Source organism: Aeoliella sp., from assembly GCF_965227375.1.
Taxonomy (GTDB): Bacteria; Planctomycetota; Planctomycetia; order Pirellulales; family Lacipirellulaceae; genus Aeoliella.
Map to the genome: position 1 here is coordinate 2,340,520 of NZ_CBDDFX010000002.1, position 14,570 is coordinate 2,355,089.

At 54.8% G+C, this 14,570-nt stretch carries 8 protein-coding genes; 7 read left to right on the top strand and 1 reads right to left on the bottom strand.

Annotated elements, in window-relative coordinates; all coding sequences use genetic code 11:
* Nucleotides 1–558: 558 nt before the first annotated feature.
* The 3 genes from ACQK2L_RS22175 (at nucleotide 559) to ACQK2L_RS22185 (ending at nucleotide 7,535) form a co-directional block, all read left to right on the top strand.
* Nucleotides 559–2,526 (top strand): SulP family inorganic anion transporter, encoded by a 1,968-nt coding sequence (locus ACQK2L_RS22175; protein ID WP_425399234.1) that lies wholly within the window; start codon nucleotides 559–561, stop codon nucleotides 2,524–2,526.
* Between the two features lie 323 nt (nucleotides 2,527–2,849).
* Nucleotides 2,850–4,373, top strand: coding sequence for an efflux RND transporter periplasmic adaptor subunit (locus ACQK2L_RS22180; RefSeq protein ID WP_425399235.1), 1,524 nt, complete (start codon nucleotides 2,850–2,852; stop codon nucleotides 4,371–4,373).
* Between the two features lie 6 nt (nucleotides 4,374–4,379).
* Nucleotides 4,380–7,535 (top strand): efflux RND transporter permease subunit, encoded by a 3,156-nt coding sequence (locus ACQK2L_RS22185; RefSeq protein WP_425399236.1) that lies wholly within the window; start codon nucleotides 4,380–4,382, stop codon nucleotides 7,533–7,535.
* Between the two features lie 430 nt (nucleotides 7,536–7,965).
* On the opposite strand, the gene ACQK2L_RS22190 is transcribed toward ACQK2L_RS22185, so the two are convergent.
* Nucleotides 7,966–8,343, bottom strand: coding sequence for a hypothetical protein (locus tag ACQK2L_RS22190; RefSeq protein ID WP_425399237.1), 378 nt, complete (start codon nucleotides 8,341–8,343; stop codon nucleotides 7,966–7,968).
* Nucleotides 8,344–9,154: 811 nt separating this feature from the next.
* Between ACQK2L_RS22190 and ACQK2L_RS22195 the strand changes: the two genes are divergently transcribed.
* The 4 genes from ACQK2L_RS22195 to ACQK2L_RS22210 all read left to right on the top strand — a co-directional run bounded on the left by ACQK2L_RS22195 (nucleotide 9,155) and on the right by ACQK2L_RS22210 (nucleotide 14,570).
* Nucleotides 9,155–9,763: a carbon storage regulator gene (locus ACQK2L_RS22195; RefSeq protein ID WP_425399238.1), complete on the top strand. Its 609-nt coding sequence runs from the start codon at nucleotides 9,155–9,157 to the stop codon at nucleotides 9,761–9,763.
* The gene (locus tag ACQK2L_RS22200) at nucleotides 9,763–11,238 is read left to right on the top strand and encodes a PP2C family protein-serine/threonine phosphatase (RefSeq protein WP_425399239.1); all 1,476 of its coding nucleotides are present in this window, start codon (nucleotides 9,763–9,765) and stop codon (nucleotides 11,236–11,238) included. Before ACQK2L_RS22195 ends, ACQK2L_RS22200 begins: the two co-directional genes overlap by 1 nt.
* A 22-nt stretch (nucleotides 11,239–11,260) precedes the next feature.
* Complete coding sequence (locus ACQK2L_RS22205; protein WP_425399240.1) at nucleotides 11,261–11,701, top strand: universal stress protein; 441 nt, start codon at nucleotides 11,261–11,263, stop codon at nucleotides 11,699–11,701.
* A gap of 391 nt (nucleotides 11,702–12,092) precedes the next feature.
* Complete coding sequence (locus tag ACQK2L_RS22210; RefSeq protein WP_425399241.1) at nucleotides 12,093–14,570, top strand: heavy metal translocating P-type ATPase; 2,478 nt, start codon at nucleotides 12,093–12,095, stop codon at nucleotides 14,568–14,570.

Sequence of the window (14,570 nt, forward strand, 5' to 3'; positions counted from 1 at the left end):
AGTCCTGCCTCATACTCCTAGCTGAAAGGAAGGGAAATGTTCGGAGTGGGCGGGGCGCTAGGATGCACCCCGCCCAGTCTGGCATCTGCCAACAAAAGTAAATTTTAGCAGGCATTTTAGCGACGGTGTGGCAAGTCAGGTGCTTTTCTCAATTTTGCATTGCTACAAGCATCCAATTGTTTAAGGAGATGATATGAGACTACGAGTAATCTTACGCGCCGTGCATCGACTCGCGAGTAATTGGGATGAAGAACTCTTGCTGTGCTTCGGCGCTGCGATAGTCTGTTTCCTACTTGGCGCTATCGGCTGGGTTGCTAATCAAATTGCGCCGGGCGCGACGTCGCTGCACGGACTGCTAGTTGTTAGTGTGTTCTACTTCGGACTTAGCGTCGTCCGGATGTTGAAAGATATCTGGCATGGCGCACGGCGCGGGTCGATCCACGCCAGCTTTAGCTCGTTAAATCATGATCCATCAGTCGAGAACGAGGCAACCCGGTCTGCTGCCTAGTCGCAAGACTGGTTCACTAGCGAACAACACCATTTTGTGGAAAGCGTACGATGACGACATTTTGGACGAAACTCTACCAGGATCTTCCGGCCTCCTTTGTCGTGTTCCTCGTAGCGCTGCCACTCTGCATGGGGATTGCCATAGCTTCTGGAGTTCCCGTCGCAGCAGGCTTGATCACCGGCATTGTGGGCGGCTTGGTTGTAGGGTGGCTGGCAGGATGTCCGCTACAGGTAAGCGGACCAGCGGCGGGTCTAACGGTCATTGTCTACGAGGCAGTGCAAACCTACGGATTACAATCATTAGGATTGATTGTCCTCTTCGCCGGATTGATTCAGATTACAGCCGGTGCTCTACGGCTTGGCCAATGGTTCCGCGCCGTTTCACCAGCCGTCATTAAGGGAATGCTGGCGGGAATTGGCTTCCTGATCATGGCTAGCCAGTTTCACGTCATGATCGATGACGCTCCCAAGGGCAGTGGCGCAGAGAATCTGACCAGCATTCCTGCAGCGGTAGCGGAGATATTCGCTCCGCCAAGTTTCCCGAACAACAGCGTGCGCGCCTTGCGTTCGCAAGCGCTGCACGAGATTGGCGAACTGCATCGCCAGCAATTACAAATTCAAGAACGCCTTCGCGAGTTGTCCGACCAGGAGAGCCAGTCAGCAGTCAGTGGTTTGCAGAAACAACAAGAAAAAGTCGCTGCTCGATTGAGGGAAGCTATTGTCCCTCTGCAAACCGCTGACAACGCGGGAACTGCCTCTACACCCGACGCAGAGATTCTCACTGCTGCGTTGCGTTCGTGCCAATCAGCTACAGAGATACTGGAGGTAGGGTCGCTCAGCGCCGCACTTCAAGCTCAGGATCGCGCGGTGGAATCCTTAAAGTCACTCTTGGACGGCTTAAAGAATCACCAGCTAGCAGCCTATATCGGTCTGTTGACAATCGCCTTGATCATCCTTTGGCAAACACTCGCACCTAAGTCTTTGAAAGTCATTCCGGCGCCGTTAGTCGCCATCTTGGCCGCTTCCATCTTGGCCACAGTTACAACGCTCCCGGTACTATATGTTGAAGCTCCCACGAATCTTTTGGAAGATGTCCGCATTCCAACTGTGCAACTACTTACCAATTCTTGGTCGAGTCTACTATCCACTGCCCTCCTTATGGCAATCGTGGCCAGCGCAGAAACACTGCTTTGTGCGACTGCCGTTGACCAGCTTCAGCATGGGCCACGCACCAACTATGACCGCGAACTCATGGCCCAGGGGGTGGGAAACAGCATTTGTGGGCTGCTCGGCGCTTTGCCTATGACAGGGGTGATCGTACGAAGTTCGGCCAATGTTCAGGCCGGAGCAACGAGCCGATACTCGGCCATTTTGCACGGGATGTGGCTCTTGTTGTTCGTCGTCGGACTCACTTTTCTGCTTCACTCGATCCCTACGGCAAGCCTAGCGGCCATGCTCGTGTTCACTGGGTACAAACTTGTGGATGTTAAGGCTATGAGCGAGCTGCGCCGCCATGGGTGGGGCGAAGTTGCCATCTACGCTGCGACAGTCGGCACGATTGTATTCGCCGACCTCTTAACTGGAGTCATGGTCGGTATGTGCCTGTCGGCAGCGAAGCTGCTTTACAGATTCACTCAGATGACCACGACACTCGAACTTGACACGGCGCGTTCTGCCACGGTGTTAAACCTGCAAGGATCCGCTACGTTTCTCCGGCTACCCACTCTTGCCGCAAGCCTGGATCAGGTGCCTCAAGGAACTGAGCTACATGTCAACATCGAGAACCTCAACTATATTGATCACGCCTGTCTCGAACTGGTGAAGACATGGGCAAAGCGGCACGAATGTTCCGGTGGAAGTCTAATAATCGATTGGATTACACTACGATCACGGTCTTCGCACGTCAACGAACGCCAGAAAGTGGGCACTCCCGTCAATCAGCGCTTACAAAACACGGACGTGAGTGCTGGACAAGTCAGGCCGTTAAGCGAGAATGTCACGATGAATCCAAGTGTTTAACAAGCAAGACGACATGAATAATTACTTGTGCAGACGTGGCGTGAGCTGCAGGACGAGAGTAAATGATGGTGTGCTAAGAATGCATGCTGCCAGGCCATTGTTGACGCAGTTTCGCTGCTTAGACTCGTCGCCGCGTTACGCGTTAAAAGCGATGAACAATGGCTAACATGAAACCGCTGCTTGATCAACAATGCCGACTCGCAGTGAGAGTTACAGAACCGCACGGACTTTTTCCGTTATTCAAAGCTCGAAATGCTCTCGCCTACTGATCAAGCCCATAACACCGAACAGCTCCGTTACAACCAAGTTACCTGGTCGCTCATATGAAGAACAAATTCTCACAAAGTCAGACGCTCGTAGGAGCCTGTATTGCGTCGGCCATCATCGCGGGAACTGCCATGTATTTCTTGTTGCTGTATTGGCCCGGTGACGTACCCATTGAGAGCAGCACAGCGATCACAAACGACCATGGCGAGGAAGGTCATGCAGAATCTGGGCGCGGTGATGACGCGGATGAGCGCAGCGTGCTACTTCCCAAGGAGATGCAGGACGCTGCTAAGCTGAAAGTCGAGACCGTTACGCGCCGTTCAATCACCGGAGAAACGTGGGCGACTGGCAAAATAATGCTTAATGAAGACCGGACCGCTCACATTTATTCCATTACCGAGGGCCGTGTCCATAAGGTACTCGTCGGCCTTGGTGACCGGGTAAAAGAAGGGCAAGTCCTTGCAGTCATTGACAGCCGAGAAGTCGGTACGGCAAAGCTGGAATTGTATCAGGCTCGCCTTCAGGAAGACTTCGCGAAGCAAGCTGACGATTTTGCACAACGAGTCAAACAGAATGCGTTACAGTTGATTGATTCCCTCGACGAAAGGGCATCACCGGAGCAGATTGAGGAGACACTAAGCGATAAGCCTATCGGCAAATACCGCGAGCAACTACTCGGCGCCTACGCGGGTTTTATCGAAGCTCGAAGCAACTATGAGCGTCTCAAGCCTATCGCTGAAAGTGGAGTCGTTGCCGGCAAAAGATTGATCGAAGCTGAGGCCAACTACAATGGAGCGAAGGCGACTTTTGACGCCGTCGTCGAACAACTGCGTTTTGCTGTTCCGCAAGATGCGCTAGATGCAAAGCAGGCTCTTCAGCAGGCCACGCAGTCAGTGGCTGTGGCGAAAGCAAAGTTAGAGATTTTGGGTTACTCGGACGAGCAGCTGAAAGATATTGAGCCTGATCCTGAAGACGGCCATTTGTCTCACTACGAAGTGGTGGCGCCGTTTGCCGGAACAATCATCGCTAAGAATGTCGTGTTGGCTGAACGAGTCGGTACAGATACAGAAATGTTTCAACTGGCCGATCTTTCTACTGTCTGGATTCAAGCGGACATCTATCAAAAAGACCTCTCGGCGATTCCTAAGCTGGGAGACACACTGACATTCCGTGCTCCACGAATTGACGACGGATCGATGCATACGCACGCGGCAGACATCTTTTATCGAGGCGATGTCCTTGATCCTGATACTCGGACGCTACTTTTGCGAGCAGTGTCCAAGAACGAAGATCGCCATTTAAAGCCCGGCATGTTCGTGGAAATTGAGATTCCGCAGGAAGAGTCAAGAGAGGTCGTGACGGTACCTGCCGAAGCTGTTCAAGACTTCGACGGTCAGTCGACTGTCTTTGTTCAAGAGTCGGAAACAAAGTTTCGAGCCGTGCCGGTCGTTGTGGGTGAACGGACAGGTGACTTCATTGCCATCCGCAGCGGCGTCAAACCGGGTGATAAGGTCGCAACATCGGGTGCCTTTGCTCTCAAGTCGGAAATGATGAAGGGAGAGATCGGCCACGGCCACTGATTCGCCATGATAAATCGCGTTATCGATATCTCATTGAATAATCGCATCGTCGTCCTACTGGGGGTCGTGCTGCTGGTGGTAGCTGGTATCTACTCGATGCTCCGACTACCCGTGGACGCTGTGCCCGACTTGACCAACGTTCAGGTACAGGTCCTGACAACCTCGCCGGCACTTGGACCGGTGGAAATGGAACAGTTTGTCACCTTCCCGGTCGAAACCGCAATGAGTGGTATTCCGAAGGTGACGGAAATTCGCAGTGTCACCCGGTTCGGGCTCTCCAACGTGACAGTCGTCTTCGAGGAAGGCACCGATATCTACTGGGCGAGACAGTTGGTCGGAGAACGATTGACCCAGGCACGCGCTGAGATCCCCGCAGCTATAGGCGTGCCGACGATGGGTCCGATCGCCACGGGGATGGGGGAAATCTATCAGTTCGAGGTGCGATCTGAAGCCGGATACGACTACAGTCTGCAGGACCTTCGCACAATTCTCGACTGGAACATCGCCTTTCAGTTGCGCGGCGTTCCCGGTGTGATCGAAGTCAACACGTTTGGCGGCGAATTGAAAACCTACGAGGTCCAGATTGACCCGACCGCGATGTTGAACTACGGAATTTCGCTTCAACAGGTCTTCGATGCCCTCGACCGCAACAATGCCAATGCTGGTGGCGGATACATCCAGCACTATGAAGAGCAGCGTTTGATTCGTGCGGAAGGGTTGGTTGAATCCCTTGAAGACATTGGAGATATCGTTCTGGACAGCCGCGAAGACGGCACGCCGATTCTGATTCGCGACATCGGCGAGGTTCAGTTCGCACCGCTACTGCGTCAGGGATACGTCACTCGCGATGGTCGCGGCGAAGCAGTCGTCGGTATTGTGATGATGCTGATCGGCGAAAATTCCCGTGTCGTCGTCGAGGACGTCAAGGCTGAAGTGGCCGAGATCGCCAAGACGCTTCCCGAAGGTGTCGTTATCGACCCGTTCTACGACCGTACCGAATTGGTTCAACGAGCCGTCGATACGGTCGTTGAGAATGTCAGCGGTGGCGCAATCCTGGTTATCATCATGCTATTTCTGTTGGTGGGTGACTGGCGGGCCGGTTTGATCGTCGCCTCGGCAATTCCGCTGTCGGCGTTGTTCACGTTCATGTCAATGAAATACTTCGGTGTATCGGCCAACCTGCTCAGCCTCGGGGCGTTGGACTTCGGCATCATCGTCGACGGCGCTGTCGTGATGATTGAGAATGTGATCCGGCAAGTCGCGTTGGCGAAGCAACGCAATCCCGACTTGCAAAAAGCACCACTGAGCGTATTTCGCGAAGCCGGACATGAGGTGGCTCGTCCGATCCTCTTTGCTGGCGCGATCGTTATCATCGTGTTCTTTCCAATCCTGTCGCTCCAAGGTATTGAAGGAAAGATGTTTGGTCCGATGGCGTTCAGCTTTATGTCGGCGCTGGTTGGTGCGTTAATCGTCTCGCTGACGGTGATGCCGGTACTGGCTTCACTGTTCCTCGCACGCAAATTTACGCAAAAAGACCCGCTGCTGGTTCGCTGGGCCAAGCGTGGCTATGAACCGTTATTGCGAAACAGCATGAAACATCCTGTGGCGGTCGTGTGTCTGGCAACCGCTTCGCTTGCCATCGGAATCTTCATGGCCAGTCACTTCGGCGCGGAGTTCGTTCCGAAATTAGACGAAGGCGACATGGCGATCCAAGCCGTTCGCCTGCCAAGCGTTTCGCTGGAACGGTCCATCGAAATGACGACCGACATCGAGAAGACTTTGATGGAAGAGTTCGGCGAGGAGGTCGAATCGGTGGTTTCCAAAACGGGCCGCCCGGAAATCGCGACCGACCCCATGGGTGTCGAAGCAAGTGACATCTTTGTCATCATGAAACCGCGGGATGAGTGGCGGTTTGATGACAAACAGGCATTGATTGCTGCGATGAGCGAATCGCTCAACAAACGTATTCCCGGAAACAACTTCAGTTTTACACAACCGATTGAACTGCGAGTCCAGGAATTATTATCCGGCGTCCGCAGCGACATTGGAATCAGTCTCTATGGCGACGATCTCGAGAAGTTGCAGAAGATTGGTAACGAGATCGCCGGAGTAGTCGCCCAGGTGCCAGGTGCGGCGGATGTTCAGCCCGAGCAAACAGGCGGCTTGCCGTACATTCAAGTGAAAATTTTACGAGACCAGATTGCGCGTTATGGCATTAACGCCGGCGATGTACTCGACGCCGTCGCAACCATTGGAGGAAAAGATGCCGGTGAAGTCTTCGAAGGTCAAAAGCGATTTCCGCTGATGGTTCGCTTGGCGCCAAGGTTTCGCAAAGACCTAGAGACGCTCAAGAAGCTTCGAATTGCCGATAAGAGTGGGCGTCAAATCCCGCTTGAGCAATTGGCGAACATTACCGTGGGACCCGGCATCGCACAAATCAGTCGCGACGAAATAAGACGCCGCTTTCTTGTCCAGGTCAACGTTCGTGGTCGCGATCTGGCCAGTTTCGTGGGGGAGGCTCAAGCCGCGGTTGAATCCAAGGTTAACCTGCCGCCCGGTTATCGCGTGACGTGGGGAGGCCAATTCAAGAACCTGCAAGACGCGGTGGGCCGATTGTCTGTCGCTGTACCGCTAGCGCTCTTTCTGATTGGATCGCTGCTGTATCTAACTTTCAACTCGGTCAAACTGGCGTTGCTGATTTTCCTCAACGTTCCCATCGCGACCGTCGGCGGGATTCTTGCGTTATGGATCCGTGGTATGCCGTTCTCAATTTCCGCGGGTGTGGGGTTCATCGCGCTATTCGGCATCGCAGTGATGAACGGCGTTGTGTTAATCGAACATGTTCGCGCGTTGCGCGAATCCGGCAAGGAAGTGGGCGACGCGGTCTTCACTGGCGCGGTCGACCGGTTGCGTCCCGTGCTGATGACGGCAACTACCGACGCATTGGGCTTCTTGCCGATGGCGTTTTCGACCAGCAGCGGTGCCGAAGTGCAACGACCACTGGCGACCGTCGTCATCGGCGGCGTCATCACGTCCAGCCTGCTGACCTTAATTGTGCTTCCATCCATCTATCACTGGTTCGAACCTGCCGAAGAAGCGGCGGAGTCAGACGGTCCCGAACAAGGCGGAGTCTCAACTCCTAACTCACATGCTCCTCATTGAAGAATTCGAACGATCCGGAGCTTGGCTGTTCCGTTGGCGCAGCTACCTTCCATTCGTCTTACTGCCGATGATCGTCGGTGCCGCGTCGCGATACACGACGATTGAAACTAATCCGAGTTTGCATTTCGCTTGGGGTGCCTTCAGTCTCGGCATTCCGCTGCTTTGGCTTGTCCTGCGATGCCATACCGTCGGGCACGCAGCAGAAGGAACATCGGGTCGAAATACGAAAAAACAGAAAGCCGAGTCACTGAACACGTCCGGGTTTTACTCGGCCCTTCCGCATCCTTTGTACGTCGAAAATTTTCAGATTGCTTCGGGGATTGTGATGCATTCACTGTCGCCGTGGCGATCTGCAGATTGCAAATTGAAGTCCACCGAGAATGGGGGTATGGCAAACTCGTTTCCCCCATTCTCAATTTGCAATCTGCTATTAGTGATGACCGCCAACGCCCAGGTGCAGACGTCCGACATCAAGGTGAACTCCGCCGTGGCCGCGGTAGGCCGGTCGGTAAGAGCGATAGCTGGTTGCGTCGTGGCCACCATAGCTGGGCGTGTAACCGCCGTATCCCGAACCATAGTAGCGGGAGGTTACACCGTGTCCCGTGACGCCATGACCACCATAGTACGCGCGACGGCCGGAGTAGCCGTGTCCGGAGCTAGCGTGACCGCCGCCATGACCAACATAGCCGTGGCCGCCGCCGTAGCCGTGGCCACCGCCGTGATGCAAGTCAGCAGCCGTTGCGTCAGCCGATGGAATCAGAATGGTCAAAGCAGCACCAGTGAAGGCAACCATCAAAAAGCGTTTCATTTTTCGAGTCCTCTAGAGGGAGCGGGGGGTGAACGAGATATCGTTAACGCTCATGGCGTGCCAAACAGTGCAACACCCGTAAAACACGGCGTTTTGACGTTCCCCAGCCAATCAGAGACGACGGAGCGCAGTCCATACGACGGCACGTTGCCGTCAGTTGGGAGTCATTATTTTAGTTCTTCACCTGCGAGTGGGGCGATTCGATGAACGGAAAGGGCGACTCGCGAGTCACCAGACAAGGGCTGAGGTTTCATCAAGCAGCGGTGTGCGTCGCCGGCGCAGCCATCTTGTTTGCTGCCTTGACCGGCCCTCAGTGCCACTGCCGATTCGCCAACGCACACCAGGCGGAACTGGGGCGTGGCGAATTAGCATCACAGGCATCGACGTGCGACTGTAGCGGAACTCGCCGAGAGTTTGGGCAGGTGCGATCAACCTCTTGCAACGCCGAAAGCCTTGGCTGCTTCCGCCCCTGTTGTCAGGAAAAGTCCTGTCCATGCACCCCGTGCACCTGCTGTGACGCCAATCCTTTGGTGTATGCGGAATTCGTCACTTCATCGCTAAAACCCATCTCGCCGTCGACGCAATACTCGTGTTTGCCACCCCTGCGACCCACGATGACGGTATTGATTCGTCGTCGAGACGGACGCGGTGCGGTTCAGTTTGAAACCCCTTCGAAGCTTTGTGCGCGACTTTGTCGTTATTTGATTTGAGTCATCACTCGATCGAAAACCGTCACGTCGGTCGGAAATGTTCCCGGCATCACAACATTCAAGGCGGAATGGTTCTGCCAACGCTTCGAGGATATTGAACCATGTTAGTTCTTTCAAGAAAAATTGGACAATCGATTTGTTTGCCCGGTTCCGAAACCACCATCACTGTCACCAAGGCAGCTCGCCATCGAGTGAGTCTGGCGATCCAGGCTCCTCGCAAAATCAAGATTTCGCGTGGCGAGTTGGAATGGCCTGATAAAGAAGATACGGTCGTCGAGGAAGACACCACACTTCACTGGCGACCGAAGCCCAAATCACGGGCGATCCAAACGGCAAAATCATGCAGTGCCCAGCGAGAGCGGGCAAGCATCCTGGTGGCCATCACTGATTCTGACGAGCGGCGACGTTATGCCGACGCCTTATGTGGGGCTGGCTATCGTACAAGCGAAGCTACCGATGGCTTGTCCTGCTTGCTTGCACTCCGTAGCACCCCACTGGACATGTTGGTCATCGATCAACATTTGCTGTGGGGCAGCGGAGACGGTGTCATCGAAGTAATGCATCACGACCCTTCGATTAAGGAGATCCCGGTAGTGCTGCTGACCTTTCCAAAGCCGGACGAACCCACGACGGCTCTACCCAGTCAACGAGAGTTAGATTGTGACGAGATCATCAACATCGTGCAACGAAGTCTTGCTGGCAGTATGTGATGACCGACAACGCAACAAGGAAACACCGTAGTACACATTCGACTGTGACGCTGTTGTTGTTGGCGGTGAACCTGCCGCTGGTTCTGCTCGTCGGACTCTTGCTGGCGTGGGATTATCACCGAGAGATACGGCGTGCGATAGATGTGCGGCGTGTCACGCTCACCGACGAGGCGAGTGTCATTGGCAATGCGCTCTTGCGATTGAGTGAGCCAGATGACATTGCCGCCATCTCGGCCTTTCTAGAAAGGAGTTGCGCCGAAACCGCGGACCCCGAAACACCACGACACTGGATTGACGTGCGTTGGAAGGGCAAGCTGATCCACGCCCATTCCGGACCCCAGGGCGCACCGCTAAACCGGCAGACCGGAGACACTATCGTGGGTCGTTTCACGGACGACGACTTGAATGTCGAAGTTATCGAACGTGCCGTGGAGATTCGACGCAGTGCCAGGGGCGAGATGCTGGTGCACCTGAGCGGCATCGCTGCACTGGCAACGCTGGCGGCACTGATCGTTGACATTGTCTTGGTGATGCTGATTGCCAATCCCACGAGGCGACTGATCGCGGTGGTTGAGAACATTCAGTCCGGTCAGTTCGAGCTACAACCACAATCGTTTACTAGCCGTGAACTTAACGATTTGAGTTCAGGGATCGTTGAGATGGCGGAAGCACTGCGTAGTGCCCAGGTCAATCGAACGCTCGCGATGAGTCGTGCGCGAAACATCCAAAACCATCTGCTTCCACGACATATTTGCGTCCCCGGATTGGCATTCGCGACTCATTATCAGCCAGCTGAGGACGTCGCCGGCGATGTCTACGGGGTGATGAAACTGCGGGACAACTCATGGGTGATATACATTGCCGACTTGGTCGGTCACGGCGTCCCTGCCGCGATCAGCGCGACCGTCCTAAAAATGCTGATCGACTCCACCGCCAATTGTACAACGGACCCTGGCGGGATCCTGAATCGCGTCAATCGACTACTGCCGCAGTACCTAGCCGACAGCGAGTTCGCGACTGCGGCAATTCTACGTTGGAATCCGGAAAAAGCCGAGTTGTCATTTGCAAGTGCAGGGCATGAACCGGTCTTACTCATGACCCAACATCGCCTAGTCACGTTGGACGCAACTGGTATTCCGCTGGGAATTGATCCGGCGGCCTGCTGGTCAACAACACATCACGTTTTGGTTCCTGGAGACCGACTCTTGTTGGCGACCGATGGCGTCGCGGAAACGCACGATCCCGATGATAAAGAGTTCAGCCGATCTCGGATGACAGAGATGTTCAACAGCAGTCACACCGCTGATATAGAAAGTTTTGCCACGTATCTCAAGAAAGAAATCGCGTTGCATCGAAGCACCGCGTCAATTGAGGACGACATCACGTTCTTGGTCGCCGAATGCCAGGTCGTGGAAAAAACGAAATACTGTGCCAGGAGACTTGGCAATGAAAGAACCCCTTCACGAAATGACTGAATCCGCGCCAAAGGAGAGAACCATGTTTAATAAGATTCTGTACACAACTGATTTTTCGGATGAATCAAAACGTGCCTTCGCTCTGGCCACCTCCATCGCGGCAACGCACCAGTCGAAATTGTTCATCGTTCACGTCACTGAAACAACGGTGCCGGTCACCGTTCTGCCTCCCGCCAGCGCGGCCACCAGTTTGCCACCGGTCGTTCCAACACGCGACGAGCTATCAGAGCAACTTAATAGAATCACCCCAGGCGATCCGATCGTCCAGTACGAACAGGAACTGTTGTCCGGTGTTGCCGGCAACGAGATCGTCAGTTTTACAATAGACACAGCGATCAATTTGACTGTGATGTCGACCCACGGTCGAAGCGGCCTGGAGCGATTTTTGTTGGGTAGCGTTGCGGAGTATGTCGTCCGTCACGCAACTCGCCCCGTTTTGACCTGCAATGCCGAGTTCCAATGATCCAACACAATCGCACCCGAATCGTTGCCGTTGGACGGGCTTTGCTGTTTGCGTGTCTTTTGGTTCCCGGACTGTTCCGTGCAGCCAGCGCCCAGGCCACACAGACCGCCGCGCAAGCGCCAGGGGTCGAGTTCGATGCGATCGATGGCACCGACGTCCATGAACCCGCGGATCACGGACTTCCATTCCCACCGATCATTCTCGAATTGGGAGTTGTGATCGTCGTTGCCGCGACCGGACGTTGGGCTACAAAACCCCCGAAGCATTCGAAGCCGAATACGCCCCGGCTGTAGCGGCGTAACAATCATGGCCCGCTGCTGTCCGAAAGTATTGGGTTATCGCAATGGCGGATGTCGATTCACTGGCGGATGACGAATAACGAAAGAGTAATATGACACAAAAAATTACACTAAGCCTTGAACCATTACTGCCAGACATTGCGGATTCACAGGACCAATGTGTTGAACGACTCGCAAAACTGTTGCAAGCTAAAGCCGGGATCGATTCGGCGCATGCGCTGACGACGACTGATGCTGAAAATCAGTTGTGCATACACTTCGACCCCGCAATGGTTTCGGTAGGCGAAGTTCGCGAGTTCGCACGACGTGCCGGCGCCACGTTGAACCAGCGATACGGTCACCTGCTACTGAGAGGAGATGCGACTCACGCTCGTCGCGCGTCAGCAATTGAAGCGAGGCTTTCCCGGATTGACGGTGTCCTCGAAGGAGTCGTCAGCCCGGACGGAACTGTGCGAGTGGAGTTTGATCGCGAGGTGACCACGAAGGAGGCTATTGAGTCAGCACTGGGAGACGGGACACAGCCAGTTGAGCCCGCATCAGACGATCATGTCGGCCACGACCACGACGATGAGGGGCATGAAGCGGACCATGATCACACCGGCCACGATCACGCACACGGCGGGATATTTGGACCGAAGACTGAGCTAATCTTTGCAATTCTCTGCGGCCTATTCTTGCTCATTGGTTGGTTGCTTGAAACATTCACCGAAGTGGCTGAATGGATTCCCGTATCCACACTAATTATTGCGTATTTCTTCGGCGGCTACTTTACCGTTAAGGAAGCAATCGAGAAGATTCGTAGCGGCAAATTCGAGATCGACTTTCTGATGTTGATTGCCGCTGCTGGAGCCGCTGCATTGGGCGCCTGGGCTGAAGGCGCCTTGCTACTCTTCCTGTTTAGCATCGGTCATGCTTTGGAAGGCTATGCAATGGGCCGAGCCAAGCGGGCTATCGAAGCCCTCTCGGAACTGGCTCCGCGAACGGCTCGCGTTCGTAGAAATGGACAAGAAACGGAAGTTGTCGTCGAAGAATTGCAAGTGGACGACATCGTGATTGTGAAGCCCGATGAACGTATTCCAGCGGATGGATTTGTCATCGAAGGCGAAACCAGTGTCGACCAAGCACCCATCACGGGTGAAAGCGTGCCAGTCGATAAGCAGCCGGTGGGCAATCGCGATTCCGCCGCAGCCGACCCCGAGTCGATTGCCGCTGAGCATCGCGTATTCGCTGGGACGATTAACCAGGCGGGCGCCATCGAAATTCAAGTCACCAAGACTGCCGCTGAGAATACGCTCGCCCGCGTGGTCACGATGGTGAGTGAAGCGGAAACACGGGTATCACCCACCCAGAAATTCACGAAACGGTTTGAACGCTACTTCGTGCCGTCGGTTATCGTTACCGTCGTGCTGCTGTTGTTCGCACCACTCGTTCTGGATGAGTCGTTTAGCGATTCGTTCTACCGGGCAATGGCGGTCCTCGTTGCCGCCAGTCCGTGCGCCTTGGCGATTGCTACGCCTAGTGCGGTGCTGAGCGGTGTGGCGCGTGCAGCGCGTGGCGGAGTCCTCGTAAAAGGTGGGGGACCGCTGGAAAGTCTCGGTCGATTGGATGCAGTCGCTTTCGATAAGACAGGGACATTGACTGAGGGCGAGCCTCGCGTGACCGACGTTGCCCCCGCAGAAGGCGTCAGCGAGTCCGAACTACTTCGCATTGCCATCGCGGTGGAGGATCTTAGCAAGCACCCGCTGGCCAAAGCGGTCGTTCGTGACGGCAAAGCACGGCTTGCCGAGGACAGCGGTGGGATTCCCGAGGCGACTGATCTTAAAAGTATTACTGGACGCGGTATTCAGGCCGAGGTTGAAGGACAACTGGTTCACATCGGGAAGGACGATTTATTCGCAGAAGTCGATGGGCCGGCCTTGCCCGAAGCGATTCGCGCCGCGGTTGAATCCCTAGAAAGCGAAGGCCGCACCACAATGATCGTGCGTCATGCTGAGCGCTATCTCGGCGTGGTGGGTCTGATGGATACGCCACGAGAGGCCGCCAAGCGAACGATCCAGACGCTTCGCGACTTGGGTATCAAGCGAATGATCATGATTTCTGGCGACAACCAGCAGGTCGCCGATGCAGTCGCTCGCGAAGTCGGTTTGGATGAAGCGCGCGGGGACTTAATGCCCGAAGACAAAGTGGAGGAAATTAAGAAGCTCAATAGTCAGTCAGGGGTCGCGATGGTCGGCGATGGGGTGAATGACGCGCCCGCTATGGCATCGGCGTTAGTCGGCATCGCGATGGGGGCGGCTGGCAGTGATGTCGCCTTAGAAACCGCAGACGTTGCTTTGATGGCTGATAACCTCGACCACTTGCCGCTGGCCATTGGCCTCAGTCGAGCCACACGACGCATCATCCGTCAAAACCTGTGGATGAGCTTAGGGATGGTCGCCTTCCTGGTGCCAGCCACGATGTTTGGGCTCAATATCGGACCAGCGGTCACCCTCCACGAGGGTTCTACACTGGTTGTGGTCTTTAACGCCCTGCGTCTGCTTGGCTACAAAGCGGAAAATGCGAAAGGGTAA